Origin of the sequence: Pedobacter hartonius (assembly GCF_900107535.1) — a bacterium.
In the GTDB taxonomy this organism is placed as follows: domain Bacteria; phylum Bacteroidota; class Bacteroidia; order Sphingobacteriales; family Sphingobacteriaceae; genus Pedobacter; species Pedobacter hartonius.
On the sequence record NZ_FNRA01000015.1, the window covers coordinates 90,791 to 110,802 of the forward strand.

Below are 20,012 nucleotides of genomic sequence, written 5' to 3' on the forward strand. Positions count from 1 at the left end.
CGAATTTCCAGTCCCTTATGCCTAAAACTTGCCTGAAAACGACAATCCTGCCACGCCATTCTGATAGGAAGGCAACATCACCATGTTTGAACCTTTCTTTCCAAAGACGGCGCGTTTTACAGCCGGGTAAACCAGGTAGGCGAACTTGGTGGAGAGTATTCCGATACCGGCACCGGCCACCACGTCGCTAAACCAGTGGTAACTTTTATATAGCCTTAGTACAGCGGTGGTTGTAGCTACGCTGTATCCGGCGGCCGTATACCAGGGCGATATTTCGCCATATTCCTGGCGCAGGAATTCTGCCGAGGCAAATGCTGTTGCCGCATGGCCGGAAGGAAAAGAATAGTCATTGAGCCCGTTAGGTCTCAACCTGTTACTGCTTTTTTTAAGCGCGGTGATGGTAACGCCTGTGAACGCACTGGAAATAAACAGGATTGCTGTTTTGTCGCGAAAGTTATTCTTGCCCTTCACACCAAAGAGATCCAGACCATACACCGCGGCAGCGGGCACGTAACGAAGGTAATCATCGGCACTGGTGTAAAAATTCCTGTTGTCGTGTTTGATGGATTTATAGATCTGATTATCTGCACTACGCAGAAAATCTGCGTTCAGGGCTACGAAGCCATAAGCAACAGCGGCGGTAGCGGGAATAAAAGCGTACAGTTTAAGTTTGCCCTGGTCCCTCAGTTTGGGTTTTTTCTGCTTTAGCGTATCTGTCTTTTGCCTGAGCGTATCTGTCTTTTGCTTCAGTGAATCGGTTTCCTGCGCTATAAGTGAGGAAGAAATTAAAAATAGGAGCAAAAATGACAGCGAAATTTTATTAAACATTTTTTAATCTACGAAATTGCGTGCCAAAAAGATAATTCTATCGTTTAATTTTAAATTTGGATATGGAAGAGATTCAACTGGCCGGTATATTCGGAAACAAAATTTGCAGGGTAAAATTGGTTCGCACTAATGTGTACCGGGTGACGGCAGACAACGTACTGACCGGTCATATCAAAAGAGAAAACGGAGGCTGGATGCTGGAAGATGTTTCGGGGGAATTATTAACTGCCGAGAATGTGCAGCTGATTGGAGAAAAAATGGACCGGAGGCACAGATAAAAATGTCCAAAATTCTTTGATTATCAAATAATTATTTCTTAAATTCATGGAAACAATACTAACCAAGTATAAACATGAAAGTACTATCGAAAATTCAGGAATGGGGCGATCAGCACCATCCAAAATGGCTTGACTTTATTAGAATGGCCTTAGGCTTAACCTTGATCTGGAAAGGCGTAGCATTTGCATTCAATTTACATGCTTTCACAAGTTTGATGGAAAACGCAGGACTGGGCACGGCCGTGTCACTGAGTCTGATTGCCCATGCGATCATTGCTTTGCACTTGATCGGGGGATTGATGATTGCCCTGGGTTCGCATACCCGGATGTTTTGCCTGCTCAATATGCCCATTTTGTTGGTTGCAGTATTTTATGTGAACCTGCCGGGGCAAATCTTCAGGCCGTATTCCGAATTCTGGTTCTCCTGTGCTGTAACGCTCGCTTTGGTCTGCTTTTTAATAGAAGGAGACGGGGTTTTATCTATTGAGAACGACCGGCAGACTTTAGCGGAATAGATAATCCCTGTTTTTTAAATAAATTTCAATAATAAACAAAATATGGACTGGTTTTTGAACTATAAATGACAAAACAATATTTATTTAAAAACTAATTGCCATGAATTACAAGAAATTATTGAATGATCAGCTAGATAGACATACCGATAAAACTCCTGTCGTTATAGCTTTACTTGCTGGACTAGCAGTTGGTGCTGCCTTAGGGGTATTGTTCGCACCAGCGAGCGGAACAGAAACAAGGGATCTGATATCAGACAAGTCCAAAGATCTTGCAGAAAGTGCAAAAGACAAACTGCAGACCTACAAAGACAAAATTAAATCTGGTGCAGATCACTTAGCTGAGACAGCAAAAGATAAATATCAAACCTACGGTACCAAAATACAGGACGGTGTAGATGAGCTTTCGGACCTTAAAGATATCGCTGTAGAATCTGTAAAGTCTAAATTCAATCGTGCTGAAGATCTCGCAAGTGATATTAAAAACGACGTTGAAAATGCCTAATTCAGCAGACCAAAATAAAAAACAGGAAAGCAGACTCTCATAGGTCTGCTTTTTTTATACTACCAATGGAGAAATTACGATTAGCACTCAGCTTCTTATTTGCCCTGCTGCTGATTGCTGCCGGCATCAACCACTTCATTCACCCCACAGTTTACGCGTCTTTTATTCCGGACTGGCTACCGCTGATCGCTACGAATTATATTACTGGTATCGTAGAAATCGGGCTTGGGGCCGGACTGATCTTTCCGGCATCAAGAAAAGTGGCGGCAATAGCAACTAACCTGCTAATGGTATTTTTCCTTCCTTTTCATGTATATGACGTATTCCGTACGCATCCTGCAATCGGCTCTACCCTTTTTGCATTAATACGCCTGCCCTTACAATTCCTGCTGATCTACTGGGCCTGGTTTTTGGTGCCAAGGGCGAGGTAAATCTCTGCGAAAAGCAAACCGCTCCCACCTCCATAATGGGGGATCACATGAATAGCCGGATGTATCTGCTTCACCGCTGCACTGAGCCCGGCCTCCTCCGTATCAGTCAGGCCCGCGCCAATCAGGAATACCTGGTATGCTGTTTCCCGGCACTTCCTGAGCACTTCTTCAGGAGTTAAGGCTCCGGTAGCCTTCCATGAGGCATTCGTGTTCAATAACCTGATTACGGTTTGCAGGATCCGGTCATTGGTGCATACTACGAGGATTTCGGTTTTTATTTCCATAATTAAAGTTCCATTGGGACATCCATAATTAAAAATCTGGCATCTGTAGCGGCATTAATGGTAAAACCTTCAGTATCCCAGATTCCGTAACCATCACGTGTATCCAGCAATTGTCCGTTCACCTCTACTTTGCCCTCAATAACAAAAATATAAGCTCCGTTATTTTTCCTGTGAATAGTATAGTCAGCATTGCTGCCCTGATTCAGTTTGCCGAGATTAAACCAGGCATCCTGGTAAATCCATACGCCAGCATCTTCCGGGTCAGGAGACAGTATCTGTACCAGTTGGTTGGGTACCGCAGGGCTTTCAATTTTTACCTGGTCATACCGTGGTTGCACATTTCTTTTATTCGGGAAAACCCATATCTGGAGAAATTTCACTGGTTCACCTTTATTCTTGTTATATTCTGTATGGTACATCCCTGTACCGGCACTCATCACCTGTATTTCTCCCGCCTCTATCGTTGCGACGTTCCCCATACTGTCCTTATGTTGTAATGCACCTTCAAGGGGTATAGAGATGATCTCCATATTGTCATGCGGGTGTTCACCAAAACCCATTCCGCCATCTACTGTATCGTCATTCAGTACCCTTAGTGCGCCAAATTGAACGCGTTCAGGATTAAAATAACTGGAAAAACTAAAGGTGTGGTGACTTTTTAACCATTCATGATCTGCCAGGCCTCTGGAATTTGCGGTATGTAAAACTGTTTGTGCCATGATTGATAGAATTAATATTGTATACCAAATTTACGGCATTGAACAGCCATCTGTCTTACCATAGAATAAGAAATCACATCAGATTATAATAATACATCACATTGCGCTATAAAATAAACTTATATCCCAGTGTGGCCCATACACCAGGCATAGGAACTGCGCCCGCCTGGATGTAATTTACATTAAAGATGTTGGAGGCATCAGCGTAAATACTGCTGTTTTTCAGTTTGTAAGACGCGCGCGCGTCCACTATTGTATAATCCTTATAGCTGATCCTTTCACAATATCTTGCAGTTAAGGTGAAGGACATGACCTTTAGAAAATCGGCATTTGCGGTTGCGGTCAGCTGATTTTTCAGCGTCTCGATGGCATACCTTGAAAAGACGGCCAGCGGAATTACTGTTTTTACTTTAGGATCGAGGTGGGTATAGGCCAGGCCGAATCTCATGCTGTTGAACACCTGTGAATTTGTCAAGGCACCGGTATTGTAATCAGCACTCAAGGTATAACCAGTTGTATTGAGCTGTCCATAGTTATTTGGCTGCCATGGGTCTGTCTGAATGGCTTTTACCCAGTCGATAAAATTAGAAATCCGTCGTTTAAAGACACTTGCGTTTAGTACAAAATGGTTTGAATTGTATTTTAGTCCTCCTTCAGCATAACGTGATTTTTCCGGCCGGAGCTGTTCATTACCAATATTGGTAGGGCCTTTATAATAAAGATCTGTATAGGTTGGCAAACGCTCACCTGTACCCACATTCACAAAAACCTTCCAGTTGCCGAGGAATGTATATCCTGCATCAATTCCGGGCAATACCTGCCAGTCGAAATCGGAATTGTAATTTACATATGTTCCTGCGTTGATCAGCAGGTTTTTGACCCTGTCAAACTTATACTCAGCATATAAACCGAGGTTCTCCCTACTTCTCTTACCGAGATTGGTGCTATTGATCAACTCTTTTCTGCCTTCCAGCCCAAGGCCAAATTCTCCTATCCCAGTTTCAAAAGTGTTGTTCAGTTCGGCACTGAGCACTTGCGTCACATGGTGGTTATGAAACTTATCCGGGGTTTGTTTGATATACAGGTAGTCATCCACATTATTCCTGTAACTCAATCTTGGCAATAATGTCCAGAAAGAGGTCAGCTTTGTCTGATAAGCTACAGCGGCAAGGGCGGTCTTAACAGTTTCTTCAGCTTCCTTATCTCCCGGTGCAGAATAATAGCCATTCGCACCATAATTATTGTGGATATACCCTCCGCTGATATCCAGCTTGTCGGTTTTGCCTACATTAACTTTTCCCTGATAGTATACTTTCTGATTATCGAATGCCGTATTGTGCCTGTATCCGTTACCGGCTTCCTGACCAACGGAGAACAGGTGGCTGGACTCCTTTAGTGCCAGCGTACCGGTGGCACGTATGCCATAGTTTCCGTACAGGTCGCCACTTTCATTCTTCTTGAAACTGCTTCCTGTAAAAACATTTGCAGAGACACCTGTTGAGGTAACAGATTTGGTAATGATATTGATGGCACCGGTTAAGGCATTGAGACCGTATATACGGGATGCAGATCCCCTTAATACTTCGATATGGTCAATGTCATCGATAGAAATTGGCAGGTTCATCATATTATGACCCGTTTGAGGATCGGAAACTTTCACCCCATTGAGCAGTACCAGTGTCTGATCGAAAGTACCGCCGTCGATACTGATATCGGCCTGTACACCACCCGGCCCGCGCTGCCGGACGTCAACGCCGGTTGCATAACTTAACAGTTCACTAATCGATCTTGAAGGCAGGTTTCTGATCTGCTGATTGTCGATAATCCAGATATTGCGAGTTTGTTTTGAAAATGGAAGTTTCAGACGGTTTTCCTTCACCATCACTTCATTCAGATTATTAGTGGTATCACTTTGTGCTGCGGCACAACCGGCAGACAGTAATAATGCTACCATTACAGGTAAAACTTTCTTCATATTTGATAATATTGCTGCGAAGATAAGAATTCCATGAACAGATCAGTAAAGCAAAATTTGCTGTGGCTAATGTCCCGGCTGTATGAACTTCATAGACAGCGCAGTTGCGGTTCCTAAAATAGCACCTGCAGCCACATCAGTAGGATAATGGACCCCGAGATACATCCGGGAATAACTCACCGATCCTGCCCAGAGATATGCTGGCGCAATCACGTACCATTTGTTGTAAACCTGCGACAGGGCTGTTGCAGTGGTAAATGACGAAGAGGCATGGCCGGAAGGGAAAGATGTACTTCCGGGCTGATAAACTGCATTGATTTTCACCCGTCCCAGAAATGGCCTCGGGCGACGTACGATCTTCTTGATTACAGTAGTAAGCAGTAAATTTACTGCGGAGCTGCTGGCGATGTACAACGCATTCTGGCGTGTGCCTTTGTCATTGGCTATTACACCTCCGGCAAATACCCCTGTCGGCACTGCTACGTTCACGAGATTATTGTACCTGGACAGGAATAGGAAAAAGTTTATTTTTTCAGGGGTACGGTGTTCAGACAGGTCGATCATAATACGGTCGTCCATTCCCTGTAATCCAGTGTTTTGCTGGGCAGATACTGTAAAAGGTATTGCAGACAGCAGGCTAAACTGCAATACAATTATATATTTTGTGAGAGCTTTCATTTTATTTAGACCATGCTTCCTGCATTGCCCCTAAAAAAGTTTCCGGCGGCTGTGCTCCTGAAACGGCCAATTTCTGATCAAAAATGAAAAATGGAACGCCATTAATACCCATCTGTTGTGCAATTTGCTCGTCAGAACGGACCTCATTACTAAAGTCGAAGCTATCGAGCATATTTTCAACGGCTACTTTTTCCAGGCCGGCAGCTACGCCGATGTCGGTTAGTACCGCCTTGTCGTCAATATTCTTACCGTCAATAAAATAGGCAATGAATAGCCGCTCCTTCATCTTATTGCCCAGATCCATTGATTTTGCAAGCTGAATTAAACGATGGGAATTAAATGAATTTGCTACAACGGCGTTTTCAATATTGAAATGAAGGCCTGCATCAGCGGCTACCTTACTTACATGTGCGTTCATCTGGACGGCCCACTTCCTTGTCTGTCCCTTTTTTTGTGCAAGATATTCTGCAGGGTCCATATCAGGTTTAGTTTTTGCCTGCTGATCAAGTTCAAAACTGTGCCACTCCACTTCAACCTTATCTTTATGGGGGAATTTTTCCAACGCCAGTTCAAACTTTCTTTTCCCAATATAACAGAAAGGGCACCTTACATCTGACCAAATATCTACCTTCATCTATTGTTTTTTCAGTGTTGTATATTGTTTATTATTTTCAAGCTGCCTTCGGCGGTTAATGGTTTTACTTATACGTCAGCTTTAATCGTTTTCAATCCCTTCGTCCATCTGACCAGTTCTTTCAGCATTGCCGCTGCGATTCTGCTGGTAGTTTCTGCAGGTTCGAAAATATCTTCCTCGTTAATTCTTTCCGTGAAAAAAGGAATGTTTACTGCTTCGTACAAAGGTACGATTTTAAAAGTCGCCAGATCGTCTTTTAAAGCCTTGGCTGCCCTCGTTCCGGCAGAGATTCCTCCGTAACTCACCACTCCGGCAGCTTTGTAGTTCCATTCCTGGTAGAGATATTCCAGTGCGTTCCTTAGTGGTGCCGGATAACCAAAGTTATACTCCCCTGTCACAAAGATAAATGCATCTGCTACATCAATTTTGGCACTCCATTTTTTGGTATGCTCGTGCTCATATTTTTTCATCGAAGGGTGATTGGGCTCATCCATCAGTGGCAGTTTAAGTTCACCGAGGTCAATCATTTCCACTTCAAATTGTCCGGATTCTTTTGCAAGATCTGTGATCCAGCTGGCAATTATAGGGCCTTTTCTGCCCGGTCTTACTGTTGAGCTGATGATTAGTAGCTTATCCATATAGTGATATTTATAAGTTTAAACGTTTGTGTAAGCGAAAAGTTTAGCTGGTTACTTTAAAAATAGTTGTTTGCAGGTAGGTTTCACCGGGTGATAAAGTGGTTTCAGGAAATTCCGGGATATTGATACCGTTTGGAGCATGCTGGGTTTCTACACAGAAAGCTTCGAATTTATGGTAGTCCTTCCCTCCTTTCGCGTTTGTCACGTCCAGGTATTTTGCGGTATAGAAATGGGCAATGGGTTCAGTGGTGAATACTTCAAGCTTTAAGCCTGAATTAGCCTCCGTAGTTTCCGATGCTAAGCCCATTTGTCCATAAGCCTTATCGAGTACATAACTTTGATCGTATCCCTCTTCGGGATTCCAGTCCTGTCCGATGGGTTTACCAGCCAGGAAATCATGGATAGTGCCTTCAACGGGCAAAACATTTCCGGTGACGATATATTCCTCATCCTGTTCAAGATAACGGCTGGCAGCCATGCGATGATGATACTGTGCAACGTTCCCCCCTTTGGTGGCAAGGTTGAAATACGCGTGATGCGTAAGGTTGACCGCGGTGGTGGCATCAGTAACCGCATGGAAATCCAGGATCAGTTCATCTTCATCAGACAGCTTGAAAGTAAGTTGAACCGTCAGCTTTCCGGGGAAATTTTCTTCACCGGCAGGGCTGATATATTGCAGGGTTAGGCTTGGGTCTATGGTAGGCAGGATATCCCACACTTTTTTATCAAAACCATTCTCACCCCCGTGAAGGTTGCCGTCAAGCTGGTAATCCTGACCCCCGATAGTAAATCTGCCGTTTTTGATACGGTTGGCATACCTGCCGATGACTGCGCCCATGTATGGGTAGTTAGCCAGGTAATCTTCATTGACATAACCGTCAAAATCATCGAATCCCAGGACAATATCCTGATCTTCTCCCTTTGCATTTTTAACTATAAAACTGCTGACGATAGCACCATAATTGTATATTTTAACTTTACTTCCGCGGATATTGGTTAGCTCGACAGCGAAAACTTCTTTTCCATCAATAATTTTCCCTGTGCTAATTTGATTTTCTTTCATAAAACGTATATTGGTCGACTTTAATACTAAAACAATACTACAAATAATACAGGCAATATTTTAGCCAAAGTAAAAATTTAACCAGATATATAATTATCCATTCCATTACCTTATGAAAGACGAATTAGCCAAAAAATTCTTTGAGACTTATGGTCAGCAACCTGCAGCAACGTATTTTACACCCGGTCGTGTTAACCTCATTGGTGAGCACATCGATTACAACGGAGGACTGGTATTCCCCTGCGCCATCACCCTTGGTACATGGCTCTGCCTGGCACCCAATAACGATCGTATCCTCCGTTTCAAGAGTATAAATTTTCCTGAAGAAGCGGAAATTGCCTTACAGCCAGCTTTCAAAAAAGACGGGAGCGGATGGTACAACTATCCGCTTGGTGTATTCAACGAGATCCTGAAGAATTTCCAGATCCCGGTTGGATTTGACCTGTTATATTACGGTAACATCCCCATTGGCTCAGGCCTGTCCTCTTCTGCGTCCATAGAAGTGGTCACGGCTTATGCAATTACCGCTTACCTGGAACTCGACTTAGATCGCCTGGCCCTGGTAAAACTGTCTAAAAATGTTGAAAATGAGTTCATCGGGCTCAACAGTGGTATCATGGATCAGTTTGCTGTAGCCTTTGGTGAAAAAGACAAGGCCATTGTACTGAATTGTGATACGCTGGAATACAAACTTGTAGATTGTGACCTTGGTGATCACGTATTGACGATCATCAATACTAAAAAGCCAAGGGGGCTGGCAGAATCAAAATATAATGAAAGGGTATCCGAATGCCAGGCTGCGCTGGCAGCACTGAACACAGAGATCACACTCCATAACCTGTGTGAGCTCAATACTGAAAAATTTGCATTGCACAGTCATCTGATCACAGACGAGACCATTTTAAAACGCGCTACGCATGTCATTAAAGAAAATGACAGGGTCAGCCTTGCAGCGAAAGCATTGAGCGACGGAGACCTGCAAGAATTCGGGCGGTTGATGTATGCTTCGCACCAGTCTCTGAAAGATCTTTACGAGGTAACCGGTAAAGAATTGGATACCGTTGTAGAATTCTGTTCAGGATACGCAGATGTTACCGGTGCACGGATGACCGGCGCAGGATTTGGCGGATGTGCAATTGCAATCGTTAAAAAAGACGCGGTGGATGACTTTACTGAAAAGCTGACGGCCTACTATACCGAACACATCGGTTATGCCTGTGAGGTCTATGTAAGTAAAATTGGTAACGGGGCAACCACAATTTAATTCTATTTTTGCGCTATGCAGAAATTAAAGACCACTGATTTAAACCGTGTAGGTATAGAGGAATTCAAAGAGCAGAAGAAACTACCGGTGGTTGTGGTACTGGATAATGTACGCAGTATGAACAATGTGGGTTCCGCTTTCAGAACTGCAGACGGATTTGCGATAGAAAAAATGATCCTTTGCGGAATAACGGCACAGCCGCCACACCGCGAAATTGAAAAGACGGCTATCGGTGCCACGCAGTCTGTAAACTGGGAACATTATGATGAAACCCTGGAAGTCATCAGGAAACTGAGGCATGAGGGGTACGAGATTATTGCCATAGAACAGGCTGTAGAAAGCATTATGCTGAATACCTTTAAGCCGGATACGGCTAAGAAATATGCCCTGATCTTTGGGAATGAGGTGAATGGCGTGAGTGAAGAAGTGATGGCAGAAATTGACAAATGTATTGAGATACCGCAGTTTGGAACTAAACATTCTTTTAATATCGTGATCTCAGCTGGTATTGTACTGTGGGATTTTTATGCGAAACTAAGATTGCAGTAACGGCACAAGCAATTGCCCTCACTCATAATAGAAAAAGCACCGGGAACATCCCGGTGCTTTTTAGTTAATACTATCGTTTTGTAAAGGTATACTGATTATGCGTAAGGGATACCGTCTTTAGTGGCCAGTCTGCTTGATCCCATTAGATATTCATCTACTTTTCTCGCTGCTTCCCTGCCTTCAGAAATTGCCCAGACAACAAGTGACTGTCCCCTTCTCATATCGCCTGCTACAAATATCTTTGCAATGTTGGTCTGATATTTACCTTCTTCGGCTTTCACATTTCCCCTGTTGTCCAGTTCAACACCTAGTTTCTCTATCAAACCTTCTTTCTGAGGATGTAAGAAACCCATGGCTAGTAAAACCAGCTGACAAGGCAACTCACGTTCAGTTCCGGCGATCTCCTTAAAGTTCAGCGGTCTGCCGCTTGGATCGAATTCCCATTCTACATCAACCACACGTAACGCCCTGAGATTATTGTTCTCATCAGAGATAAACTCTTTGGTGTTGATTCCCCATGCCCTTTCAGCACCTTCCTCATGAGAAGAAGTAACTTTCAGCAGCATAGGATAAGTAGGCCATGGCATGTTCGCTGTACGCGCCTGTGCAGGCATAGGCATAATCTCAAACTGCATTACAGAACGTGCGCCCTGGCGGTTTGAAGTGCCGATACAGTCAGATCCCGTATCACCACCACCAATAACGATCACATCTTTACCTGTTGCCAGGATCTCTTCCTGCTCTACACTGATATTACGTACCCTTTTGTTTTGCTGTTTCAAAAAGTCCATCGCAAAATGAACTCCCTTTGCAGATCTTCCCGGTGCGGGTAGATCACGCGGAATGGTTGAACCTCCTGCCAGAACGATAGATTGAAAATCTCTCAGTAAAGTGTTCAGTTCTACGTTTACACCAACATTGGCATTACATTTAAACTCAATACCTTCTTTTTCCATCAGGCTAATCCTTCTGCTCACTACATCTTTCTGCAATTTAAAGTCAGGAATACCATAGTTTAATAAACCTCCGGGAGTGTCGTCACGTTCGTAAACAACAACCTCATGACCAGCTTTATTTAACTGTGCAGCCGCTGCCAGTCCTGCAGGACCCGAACCAATTACCGCTACCTTTTTACCTGTGCGGATCAGTGGCGGTTCTGCTTTGATAAATCCTTTTGCAAAAGCGATCTCAATGATATGTTTTTCAATCTCTTCAATCGAGACAGGTGATTTATTGATACCCAATACGCAGGCCGACTCACATGGTGCCGGGCAGATCCTGCCTGTGAATTCAGGAAAATTGTTAGTGCTCAGTAAAATACTTGATGCTAACTCCCATTCTCCTTTATATACTGCTTCATTAAACTCAGGAATTACATTCCCCAGCGGGCAGCCCGACTGGCAAAACGGGACGCCGCAGTCCATACAGCGTGCACCTTCCTGTTTAACCTGTTCCTGTTCAAAGGCTACAACAAATTCGTTGTAGTGCTGCAAACGTTCCTTTGCATCTTGTTTTACAGGAGCAGTTCTCTCATATTCTAAAAATCCGGTTACTTTTCCCATAATTACGATGTTTTAACTTTAAGGCTCTTTTTTAATAAAACTGCTTTGTATTCTTTAGGGAATACTTTGATAAAGTGGGCAGACTGAGTTGCCCAGTCGCTTAAGATAAACTCAGCAAGTTTACTCTTTGTCAGCTGAATATGTTTCTTAAGCAAGTTGTTGATGCGAAGTTCGTCTTCCTCATTCAGCGGATCAAGATCCACCATCTCCTTATTGCATTTATTTGGAAAATCGCCGTTTACATTATAGATCCAGGCTACACCGCCACTCATACCAGCGGCAAAATTGCTGCCTGTATTTCCGAGTACCAGCACTTCACCTCCGGTCATATATTCACAACCATGGTCGCCCAGGCCTTCAACAACTGCGGTGGCTCCTGAGTTCCTTACAGCGAAACGCTCACCTGCCAAACCACGTACATACAGCTCACCTGATGTGGCGCCATATAAGGCCACGTTACCGATAAGGATATTTTGTTCAGGCACGTATTTCACTTCCCTGAATGGGTAGATGGATAAACGTGCGCCTGAAAGGCCTTTACCAACGTAATCGTTACCCTCGCCTTCCAGTTCCAGGGAGATACCCCTGGCAGCAAAAGCGCCAAAGCTTTGTCCGGCAGAACCATGGAATTTAAAGTTGATCGTATCGGCAGGTAAACCTGCGCCTTTATAGATCTTAGACAATTCATTTGATAACATTGTACCAATTGCACGATCAGTATTGATCACTTCAAATTCTTTGAAGACAATCTCTTTGTTCAGCAATGATGGCTGTGCAGCAGCGATCAGCTGGTGATCCAGTACATGGTCAATTCCGTGATCCTGTTTTTCAGTATTGTATAATGTTACGCCTGTATCAGGTGCTTTATATAAGATAGCTGATAAGTCAAGGTTTTTCAGTTTCCAATCTTCAGGGTCAATAGCACGTGTTACTAAGGCGTCTGACTGGCCTACCATTTCTTCTATTGTTCTGAAACCGAGTTCAGCCATAGTCTCGCGAAGTTCTTCGGCAAGGAAATGGAAAAGGTTAACCACATGGTCTGCTTCACCTGTGAACAGTTTTCTCAGTTCAGGGTCTTGTGTGGCCACACCTACCGGACAAGTGTTCAAATGGCATTTTCTCATCATGATACATCCCGAAGTAACCAGGGCAGCTGTCGCTACACCCCATTCTTCAGCGCCCAGTAAAGCAGCGATAGCGATATCCCTTCCGGTTTTTAACTGGCCATCTGTTTGTAATACTACCCTGCTGCGCAGACGGTTTTTCACTAATGTCTGATGTGCTTCGGCCAATCCCAGTTCCCATGGTAATCCGGCATGCTGAACCGACGTCAGCGGAGAAGCGCCTGTACCACCATCAAATCCGGATACAAGGATCACGTCAGCATGTGCTTTCGCCACACCGGCAGCAATTGTACCCACACCAGCTTTAGATACAAGTTTCACATTAATCCTGGCTTCCCTATTTGCATTTTTGAGGTCGAAGATCAGCTGTGCCAGATCTTCAATCGAGTAAATATCGTGGTGTGGAGGAGGAGAAATCAGTCCTACGCCAGGCGTTGCGTGACGAACCTTTGCGATCCAGTCATCAACTTTGTGTCCTGGCAGCTGTCCGCCTTCACCTGGTTTTGCACCCTGTGCCATTTTGATCTGCAGCTCATCAGCATTGGTCAGGTAATTACTGGTTACGCCGAAACGTGCAGAAGCGATTTGTTTGATCGATGAACGCATTGAATCGCCGTTTGCCATTGTTTCATAACGCAGTTCATCTTCACCACCTTCACCGGTATTGCTTTTTCCGCCGATGCGATTCATTGCAATTGCCAGTGTTGAATGCGCTTCATGTGAAATAGAACCAAATGACATGGCACCTGTTGCAAAACGTTTTAATATATTTTCAACCGGTTCCACTTCCTGCAAAGGAACAGAAGGACGGTTATATTTAAATTCAAACAGTCCGCGGATGGTAAAAGCCTGTTTAGTTTGCTCGTTTACCAGTTTGCTGTACTGTTTGTAAATATTATAATCGTTTTTACGGGTGGCGTTCTGCAACAAGTGGATCGTTTGCGGGTTGAACAAATGCTGCTCTCCTTTTCTTCTCCATTTATAATTACCGCCGGTAGTCAGGATGGTATCAGGTCTCGTAGATTTACCAAACATGCGTGCATGTTTAATCAAAGCTTCACGGGCAATTTCATCCAGTCCTAAACCTCCGATCCTGGAAACAGCACCACTGAAATAGTTATCAACCACATTTTTGTGGATACCTAAAATTTCAAAGATCTGTGCACCATGGTAAGACTGCAGTGTAGAGATTCCCATTTTAGAGAAGATCTTCAGCAAGCCGCTGTTCACCGCATAGATATAGTTCTCAATCAGTTTCTCTGGTTTAAGATTACTTTCTTTATCGAAACCGCTGATGGTTTCAAGAGCAAGGTAAGGGTTCACTGCGGTAGCACCAAAGCCTATTAAACAGGCAAAATGATGTACTTCCCAAACATCTCCTGCCTCCACAACAAGGCCTACAGCACCCCTGTGACCTTTACGGATCAGGTGATGGTGAACTGCAGATACAGCCAGTAAGGATGGAATTGCAGCATGTTCAGAATCCAGTGCACGGTCTGACAGTACAATCACCTGGAAGCCATCTTCCACTGCATCTACCGCATAGCGGCATAAGCGTTCAAGGCCTTTTGCCAGTGAGCCTGGTTTGCCGTCAGCCCTGAAATAGGTCTGTAAGGTTTTCGACTGGAAAACTCCTGTATCAATACTGCGGACTTTTTCCAGTTCAAGGTTAGTTAATATAGGGTGTTTGATTCCCACGCAATGACAGTGCATTGCATTTTCTTCAAGCAGGTTACCGTTATTACCCATGAATCCTGCAAGGCTCATGACCACCTTTTCCCTGATCGGATCAATCGGGGGGTTTGTTACCTGTGCGAACAGCTGTTTAAAATAAGAAGACAGGTGCTGTGGTTTTTGAGAAAGTACCGCCAACGGGATATCTGTCCCCATAGATCCTATTGCTTCCTTGGCTTCAAAAGCCATCGGTTTTAAGATCAGGTCAATATCTTCCCTGCTATAACCAAATACCTGGTGATATTTAAAGATAGATTCTTTAGATAAGCCGGTAAATACAACCCTAGGATCAGAAAGCTCTTCCAGGCGGATCTGGTATTGGTTGATCCAGTCTGCATACGGACGGTTACCGCATACTTTGGTTTTGATTTCGTCATCGCTAATGATCCTTCCTTCTTCCATGTCCACTACGAACATTTTTCCGGGAGTCAATCTGCCTTTTTCGATGATCTGGCTTTGGTCAAGTGCAAGCACACCTGATTCGGAGGCCATGATCACGCGGTCATCCTCAGTGATCGCATATCTTGCCGGGCGCAGTCCGTTTCTGTCCAGCGTACCGCCGATAATGTTTCCGTCAGTAAATGCAATAGCAGCCGGGCCATCCCATGGCTCCATTAAAGTAGCGTGGTATTTATAAAAGGCAGCTTTCAGCTCATCCATATCGTCATTGCCGTCCCATGCTTCAGGAATCAGCATCATCAATACGTGTGGTAAAGAGCGGCCGGCGTGCATTAATAATTCTACCACGTTATCGAGACAGCCGGAATCCGACTGTGTTTCGTCGATAAACGGCAGCAGCATATTTAGTTCTTCGGCAGTAAAATAGCTTGAAGCAAATGATCTTACACTTGCGCGGAACCAGTTCAGGTTACCCTGCAGTGTATTGATCTCGCCATTGTGAGCGATATAACGGAATGGCTGGGCCAATTTCCATGAAGGGAAAGTATTTGTGGCGAACCTGGAGTGTACAAGGCCAAATGCTGAAACTACTCTTTTATCACTGAGTTCTGTAAAATATGTACGTACCTGCAACGAGGTCAATTGTCCTTTATATACTATAGTACGTGAAGAGAAAGAAGCGATATAAAAGTCGCCTTTTATGCCTTTTACCGTGTTAAGGATGGTTTTTGTAAGATAATTCTTTAACACATATAGCTTACGTTCAAAATCAGCACCGGCAGCAATACTGTCAGGACGGGCAATAAATACCTGTTCCATTTCCGGCTCTACTGATAAAGCCATATTACCAATGTCTGTAGGGTTTGTATTTACCTTTCTGAAACCTAAAACTTCCAGGCTCAGCTTTTCAGCTACGCGGTAAATGATCTCTCTGCATTCTTCTCTTGCTCTAACGTCCTTTGGAAGGAACAACATTCCAACCCCATAGTCACCTGACTGATTTAGGCTAAATCCTATTTTAAGGCACTCATCATATAAAAATTCGTGCGGAACCTGGATCATAATACCTGCGCCATCACCGGTATTAATTTCAGCACCAACAGCTCCCCTGTGGTCAAGGTTTTCTAAAATAGTAATGGCATCCGAAATGATTTGCTGGGATTTTCTTCCTTTCACGTGAGCAACAAAACCAATACCGCAGGCATCGTGTTCAAAGCTTGAATGATATAAGCTTTGATTCTCTTCTATTTGTTCCATATCTTAATGTATTCGAAACACTAAGATAATCAAAATGTTCTCAAATTGTTAAATTCATATTTTTTTTATGAAAAATAAAGAATAGTACAAAGATCAGTAGTATACTTTAACATATTTGTAATATTATGATGTTAAAATTAGCAAATATATAAGCTTATTATCTAGATTCGTTTTTGATTAGTGGTTGCATCCCCCCGTTTTGAGATGTTATTTGTACTGATAGTGTTAAATATACACTATATATATAGTAATTCATAATAAAAAATGGCTTTGGAGCCTCAAATACCGATTTTTTTGCAGCCGGTGGTTAAACACGAATATTTAATTTTTATTCAGATACAATCCCCTAAATTTCAATCTATTATCACAAAAAGTACAAAAGATAGCTAAAAATTGTTGTTTAGACTTTTGTAGACTGAACTCTTTTGCTACATTTGCAGTGGGCAAGTCCTTTACGATCAGCTCCCTTTGAACTCCCCCAGGGCGGGAACGAAGCAAGGGTAGAAGGTTGTAGCGGTGCGATAAAGGTTGCTTGCCCATTTTTTACTTTTTTTTCAGATTGACTATGCTTTCAATGCACAATCTTCCGTTCAAAGTATACGCTGATTTATTCCGCAGTTTATTTTTCCTTAAATTATATAATCATGAAATTTTTCATTGACACGGCTAACCTTGATCAAATTAAAGAGGCGCAGGATCTTGGTATTTTAGATGGTGTGACTACCAACCCCAGCCTTATGGCCAAAGAAGGTATCACTGGCGAACAAAATGTAATCAACCACTACAAAGCAATTTGTGCGATCGTTGATGACAAAGTAAGTGCTGAAGTGATTTCAACCACTTACGAAGAAATTATTAAAGAAGGTGAAGCCCTGGCTGCATTAGATGCGAAGATCGTTGTTAAAGTTCCAATGATAAAAGATGGTGTGAAAGCAATTAAATATTTCACTTCTAAAGGGATCAGAACAAACTGTACGTTAATTTTCTCTGCAGGTCAGGCTTTATTAGCTGCTAAAGCAGGTGCAACTTATGTTTCTCCATTCCTTGGCCGTTTAGACGATATCGGTTCTGAAGGCTTAACATTAATTGAAGATATCCGTTTGATATTTGATAACTACGGATACCCCACTGAAATCCTTGCCGCATCAATCCGCGGACCATTGCATATCATTAGCTGTGCTAAATTAGGCGCAGACGTAATGACTGGCCCGTTAACAGCTATATTAGGTTTATTAAAACACCCGTTAACTGACAGCGGTTTAGCTACCTTCCTTGCTGACCATAAAAAAGCAGCAGAAGCAGCAGTTAAAGCATAATTCATTCTGTATAAGAATATATAAAAGCCGGTCTGAGATTCTTAGACCGGCTTTTTCTTGTGTGCTGGGCATGGCGATCAGCTATAGGGTGCAAGTCCCGAACACACTTTGCAGTAGGAAGTGTGAGCCAATAGCAAGGGTGTCGTGGGCGACTGCGAATCCGAAGGAAGCTGGAGGCAAATATGGAGGGCTACGAACAGGAACTGTATATAAGGCGAGGTGATATGGGTGATGTTGCAAGACAAACAAAAGCCTGATACTGCACGGATTATCACTACGTAGATGCAGAGGCCACATCCACAGAAAGCGGATTGCCTTACCCCAGGAGATCTCCCTGTAATCTGTCGAAGGCAAGCGCGATTGTCGTAGAAGAAACAATAACCAGATCAATAATGGTTATTCGTTATAGGGAGAAGTCAGCAGAAGCCATAGCACCTATTTTTTTTAGGGAGGACTGAATGTTAGGATGACAAGGGAAACAGGAAGTTTATGGCAGAGCAATAACAGCAGAAACACATTAGAGAACTACCTGCAGGAGAATAGGGCGGAACCCGAAAGTAAAGAGCAGGAGGAGCTGAGCCGAGCTGTGCAACCAATGTGCACAATGTCTGGAAGGAAGTTTTTTTGTAGTATGCTTGAAGAAATATTAGACATCCGAAATATACAAAGAGCCTTTAAGCAGGTTACTGCCAATAAGGGGGCGGGTGGTATTGATGGTATGCAGACCGATGAACTTCGTGACTACCTAAATACGAACTGGCAAGTATTACGGGTTGATATTTTGAACGGCAGTTATCATTCCCAGGCTGTGCGAAAGGTAGAGATACCTAAAGCGAGTGGTGGAATGAGGATGTTGGGTATTCCCACAGTAATCGACAGGTTAATACAACAAGCTATTTCCCAATGGTTAAGCCCAAAGTATAAGAGCGATTTTTCAGCAAACAGTTATGGGTTCCGGCCTAACCGCAATGCACATCAGGCAGTGCTCAAAGCTCAGGAATACATCAATGGAGGTTTTGCATGGATTGTTGATCTGGATCTGGATAAGCTCTTTGATCGGGTAAACCACGACAAGCTCATGAACAAGGATAAGTGATAAGCGAATTTTAAAGCTTATTCGTCTGTATCTAGTGGTATCATGGAGAATGGACTAATACCGTACAAAGCTCTGAAGCTATGGTGTGAGCAAGTTCACCCCTGTCTTTTAATAAACGTATTTTAAGAAACTTTTAGTTTAGAATAACACCACCTTCGGTCTAAACAATAACAATATTTAGAACAAAGGTGGTGTGAGAGGACAGTAGGAGAAATAATCTCCTACTTCCTACTTGATTAACCGGATTACCTGCTTTACACGGTTATCCGGTTGTTATGCTCCGGCTAAAACAGCTTTTACTTTATCATAGTCAATCTGTTCGTCCGGCTCGATGAGGATGCCCTTCACCCCTGCCCCGTTTGCTGCTGCAACATCCCTGGGTTTATCTCCTATCATAACAGACAGAGCAGGATCAATGTTATATTCTACAATAGCCTCCAGCAGCATACCTGATTTTGGTTTTCTGCATTCGCAATCTCCGGAAACTGTGGGATGGTGCGGACAATAGTAAGCATGAATAATCTCGGCCCCCTGCTCTTCAAATTTATTAAACAATATCTCGTGCATGTCTGCAAGCGTTTCTTCCGTATAACGCTTTAAAGCAATCCCTCCCTGATTTGTAATTACTACTAACAGGTAGCCTTCGTCAAAAAATCTTTTTAAAGGAGGAATCTGGTATTCCAGGACTTCAAAATCTTCCAGTCTGGTGATATAATCGTAAATCTCATGGTTCAGTACCCCATCACGGTCTAAAAAAATTGCTTTGTTCATTATTTCGTATTTGCTCCAAATATCAAAATATAATTTAAAGGAGCGTATGATTGAATATAATTATTGGAAAGAAAATCGAAATTTTGCTGGAAATCCGAAATACTTCAACCTTTATACAAGGGTTAAAACGGCCTTTTTTGCATCAATTTAACGTTTATTTAACACGAAATGTAATTAATCAGGCTTAGGATCAGGGTACTATACGTTACACCGCATTTTTATTTGCACTATATGGATGGTACTCCTATATTTGCATCACTTTAAAAGGAAACGCTTAGAGTAAAGTTCTGAAAAGAATGATGATTCCGTAGCTCAGCTGGTAGAGCATTACACTTTTAATGTAGTGGTCCTGGGTTCGAATCCCAGCGGGATCACAAGAAACAATATCAAAGAGA

At 43.2% G+C, this 20,012-nt stretch carries 19 protein-coding genes, 1 tRNA gene and 1 other RNA gene; 10 read left to right on the forward strand and 11 right to left on the reverse strand.

Going from position 1 to position 20,012, the window contains the following annotated elements; genetic code table 11:
* Window positions 1-21: 21 nt before the first annotated feature.
* The gene (locus tag BLW16_RS20895) at window positions 22-828 is read right to left on the reverse strand and encodes a phosphatase PAP2 family protein (RefSeq protein ID WP_090559828.1); all 807 of its coding nucleotides are present in this window, start codon (window positions 826-828) and stop codon (window positions 22-24) included.
* A gap of 62 nt (window positions 829-890) precedes the next feature.
* Between BLW16_RS20895 and BLW16_RS20900 the strand changes: the two genes are divergently transcribed.
* The 4 genes from BLW16_RS20900 (at window position 891) to BLW16_RS20915 (ending at window position 2,554) form a co-directional block, all read left to right on the forward strand.
* A complete protein-coding gene (locus tag BLW16_RS20900) occupies window positions 891-1,106 on the forward strand; it encodes a hypothetical protein (RefSeq protein WP_090559829.1) in 216 nt (71 codons plus the stop codon).
* A 74-nt stretch (window positions 1,107-1,180) separates the two neighbouring features.
* Window positions 1,181-1,621, forward strand: coding sequence for a DoxX family protein (locus tag BLW16_RS20905; protein ID WP_090559830.1), 441 nt, complete (start codon window positions 1,181-1,183; stop codon window positions 1,619-1,621).
* 100 nt (window positions 1,622-1,721) lie between these two features.
* On the forward strand, window positions 1,722-2,123 hold the full coding sequence (locus BLW16_RS20910; RefSeq protein WP_090559831.1) for a YtxH domain-containing protein: 402 nt from the start codon (window positions 1,722-1,724) through the stop codon (window positions 2,121-2,123).
* A gap of 65 nt (window positions 2,124-2,188) precedes the next feature.
* Entirely contained in the window at window positions 2,189-2,554 is a 366-nt protein-coding gene (locus BLW16_RS20915; protein ID WP_090559832.1) for a DoxX family protein, read from the forward strand.
* Here the strand turns inward: BLW16_RS20915 and BLW16_RS20920 are convergent.
* From BLW16_RS20920 to BLW16_RS20950, 7 genes are all read right to left on the reverse strand, one after another.
* Window positions 2,518-2,838, reverse strand: coding sequence for a hypothetical protein (locus BLW16_RS20920; RefSeq protein WP_090559833.1), 321 nt, complete (start codon window positions 2,836-2,838; stop codon window positions 2,518-2,520). The two genes, BLW16_RS20915 and BLW16_RS20920, sit on opposite strands and share 37 nt — an antisense overlap.
* A 2-nt stretch (window positions 2,839-2,840) precedes the next feature.
* Window positions 2,841-3,557: a pirin family protein gene (locus tag BLW16_RS20925; RefSeq protein WP_090559834.1), complete on the reverse strand. Its 717-nt coding sequence runs from the start codon at window positions 3,555-3,557 to the stop codon at window positions 2,841-2,843.
* A gap of 106 nt (window positions 3,558-3,663) precedes the next feature.
* Window positions 3,664-5,532 carry a TonB-dependent receptor plug domain-containing protein gene (locus BLW16_RS20930; protein ID WP_090559835.1) on the reverse strand — a complete coding sequence of 623 codons (1,869 nt, stop codon included), beginning with the start codon at window positions 5,530-5,532 and terminating at the stop codon, window positions 3,664-3,666.
* 66 nt (window positions 5,533-5,598) lie between these two features.
* On the reverse strand, window positions 5,599-6,210 hold the full coding sequence (locus BLW16_RS20935; RefSeq protein ID WP_090559836.1) for a phosphatase PAP2 family protein: 612 nt from the start codon (window positions 6,208-6,210) through the stop codon (window positions 5,599-5,601).
* 1 nt (window position 6,211) lies between these two features.
* Window positions 6,212-6,844, reverse strand: a complete 633-nt coding sequence (locus BLW16_RS20940) for a DsbA family oxidoreductase (protein ID WP_090559837.1) — start codon at window positions 6,842-6,844, stop codon at window positions 6,212-6,214.
* A gap of 68 nt (window positions 6,845-6,912) precedes the next feature.
* Complete coding sequence (locus BLW16_RS20945; protein ID WP_090559838.1) at window positions 6,913-7,482, reverse strand: NADPH-dependent FMN reductase; 570 nt, start codon at window positions 7,480-7,482, stop codon at window positions 6,913-6,915.
* A 43-nt stretch (window positions 7,483-7,525) separates the two neighbouring features.
* Window positions 7,526-8,545 (reverse strand): aldose epimerase family protein, encoded by a 1,020-nt coding sequence (locus BLW16_RS20950; RefSeq protein ID WP_090559839.1) that lies wholly within the window; start codon window positions 8,543-8,545, stop codon window positions 7,526-7,528.
* 112 nt (window positions 8,546-8,657) lie between these two features.
* On the opposite strand from BLW16_RS20950, the gene BLW16_RS20955 reads away from it, so the two are divergent.
* Both BLW16_RS20955 and BLW16_RS20960 read left to right on the forward strand, forming a co-directional pair.
* Window positions 8,658-9,809 (forward strand): galactokinase, encoded by a 1,152-nt coding sequence (locus BLW16_RS20955; protein ID WP_090559840.1) that lies wholly within the window; start codon window positions 8,658-8,660, stop codon window positions 9,807-9,809.
* A gap of 15 nt (window positions 9,810-9,824) precedes the next feature.
* Window positions 9,825-10,358, forward strand: coding sequence for an RNA methyltransferase (locus tag BLW16_RS20960; RefSeq protein WP_090559841.1), 534 nt, complete (start codon window positions 9,825-9,827; stop codon window positions 10,356-10,358).
* A 95-nt stretch (window positions 10,359-10,453) separates the two neighbouring features.
* Here BLW16_RS20960 and BLW16_RS20965 read toward each other — a convergent pair whose 3' ends face one another.
* Window positions 10,454-11,920, reverse strand: coding sequence for a glutamate synthase subunit beta (locus BLW16_RS20965; RefSeq protein ID WP_090559842.1), 1,467 nt, complete (start codon window positions 11,918-11,920; stop codon window positions 10,454-10,456).
* A gap of 2 nt (window positions 11,921-11,922) precedes the next feature.
* Entirely contained in the window at window positions 11,923-16,434 is a 4,512-nt protein-coding gene (gene gltB, locus BLW16_RS20970; protein WP_090559843.1) for a glutamate synthase large subunit, read from the reverse strand.
* A gap of 441 nt (window positions 16,435-16,875) precedes the next feature.
* Between gltB and ffs the strand changes: the two genes are divergently transcribed.
* From ffs to BLW16_RS20985, 3 genes are all read left to right on the forward strand, one after another.
* Window positions 16,876-16,975: signal recognition particle sRNA small type (gene ffs / locus BLW16_RS20975), an RNA gene on the forward strand.
* A gap of 103 nt (window positions 16,976-17,078) precedes the next feature.
* Window positions 17,079-17,750 (forward strand): fructose-6-phosphate aldolase, encoded by a 672-nt coding sequence (gene fsa / locus BLW16_RS20980; protein ID WP_090559844.1) that lies wholly within the window; start codon window positions 17,079-17,081, stop codon window positions 17,748-17,750.
* A gap of 466 nt (window positions 17,751-18,216) precedes the next feature.
* Window positions 18,217-18,846: a reverse transcriptase domain-containing protein gene (locus tag BLW16_RS20985; RefSeq protein ID WP_217631614.1), complete on the forward strand. Its 630-nt coding sequence runs from the start codon at window positions 18,217-18,219 to the stop codon at window positions 18,844-18,846.
* A gap of 273 nt (window positions 18,847-19,119) precedes the next feature.
* On the opposite strand, the gene BLW16_RS20990 is transcribed toward BLW16_RS20985, so the two are convergent.
* A complete protein-coding gene (locus BLW16_RS20990; RefSeq protein ID WP_090559845.1) occupies window positions 19,120-19,617 on the reverse strand; it encodes a D-glycero-alpha-D-manno-heptose-1,7-bisphosphate 7-phosphatase in 498 nt (165 codons plus the stop codon).
* Window positions 19,618-19,918: 301 nt separating this feature from the next.
* On the opposite strand from BLW16_RS20990, the gene BLW16_RS20995 reads away from it, so the two are divergent.
* Window positions 19,919-19,991 (forward strand) — tRNA-Lys (locus tag BLW16_RS20995).
* Window positions 19,992-20,012: the final 21 nt, after the last annotated feature.

What these genes read in the sequence shown, in the direction of transcription:
- BLW16_RS20905 (WP_090559830.1), top strand. Translation starts at nt 1,181, where the DNA reads ATGAAAGTACTATCGAAAATTCAGGAATGGGGCGATCAGCACCATCCA.
- BLW16_RS20900 (WP_090559829.1), top strand. Translation starts at nt 891, where the DNA reads ATGGAAGAGATTCAACTGGCCGGTATATTCGGAAACAAAATTTGCAGG.
- BLW16_RS20910 (WP_090559831.1), top strand. Translation starts at nt 1,722, where the DNA reads ATGAATTACAAGAAATTATTGAATGATCAGCTAGATAGACATACCGAT.
- BLW16_RS20960 (WP_090559841.1), top strand. Translation starts at nt 9,825, where the DNA reads ATGCAGAAATTAAAGACCACTGATTTAAACCGTGTAGGTATAGAGGAA.
- BLW16_RS20945 (WP_090559838.1), bottom strand. Translation starts at nt 7,482, where the DNA reads ATGGATAAGCTACTAATCATCAGCTCAACAGTAAGACCGGGCAGAAAA.
- BLW16_RS20920 (WP_090559833.1), bottom strand. Translation starts at nt 2,838, where the DNA reads ATGGAAATAAAAACCGAAATCCTCGTAGTATGCACCAATGACCGGATC.
- BLW16_RS20930 (WP_090559835.1), bottom strand. Translation starts at nt 5,532, where the DNA reads ATGAAGAAAGTTTTACCTGTAATGGTAGCATTATTACTGTCTGCCGGT.
- BLW16_RS20985 (WP_217631614.1), top strand. Translation starts at nt 18,217, where the DNA reads ATGACAAGGGAAACAGGAAGTTTATGGCAGAGCAATAACAGCAGAAAC.
- BLW16_RS20915 (WP_090559832.1), top strand. Translation starts at nt 2,189, where the DNA reads ATGGAGAAATTACGATTAGCACTCAGCTTCTTATTTGCCCTGCTGCTG.
- BLW16_RS20940 (WP_090559837.1), bottom strand. Translation starts at nt 6,844, where the DNA reads ATGAAGGTAGATATTTGGTCAGATGTAAGGTGCCCTTTCTGTTATATT.
- gltB (WP_090559843.1), bottom strand. Translation starts at nt 16,434, where the DNA reads ATGGAACAAATAGAAGAGAATCAAAGCTTATATCATTCAAGCTTTGAA.
- BLW16_RS20925 (WP_090559834.1), bottom strand. Translation starts at nt 3,557, where the DNA reads ATGGCACAAACAGTTTTACATACCGCAAATTCCAGAGGCCTGGCAGAT.
- BLW16_RS20965 (WP_090559842.1), bottom strand. Translation starts at nt 11,920, where the DNA reads ATGGGAAAAGTAACCGGATTTTTAGAATATGAGAGAACTGCTCCTGTA.
- BLW16_RS20955 (WP_090559840.1), top strand. Translation starts at nt 8,658, where the DNA reads ATGAAAGACGAATTAGCCAAAAAATTCTTTGAGACTTATGGTCAGCAA.
- BLW16_RS20950 (WP_090559839.1), bottom strand. Translation starts at nt 8,545, where the DNA reads ATGAAAGAAAATCAAATTAGCACAGGGAAAATTATTGATGGAAAAGAA.
- fsa (WP_090559844.1), top strand. Translation starts at nt 17,079, where the DNA reads ATGAAATTTTTCATTGACACGGCTAACCTTGATCAAATTAAAGAGGCG.
- BLW16_RS20990 (WP_090559845.1), bottom strand. Translation starts at nt 19,617, where the DNA reads ATGAACAAAGCAATTTTTTTAGACCGTGATGGGGTACTGAACCATGAG.
- BLW16_RS20935 (WP_090559836.1), bottom strand. Translation starts at nt 6,210, where the DNA reads ATGAAAGCTCTCACAAAATATATAATTGTATTGCAGTTTAGCCTGCTG.
- BLW16_RS20895 (WP_090559828.1), bottom strand. Translation starts at nt 828, where the DNA reads ATGTTTAATAAAATTTCGCTGTCATTTTTGCTCCTATTTTTAATTTCT.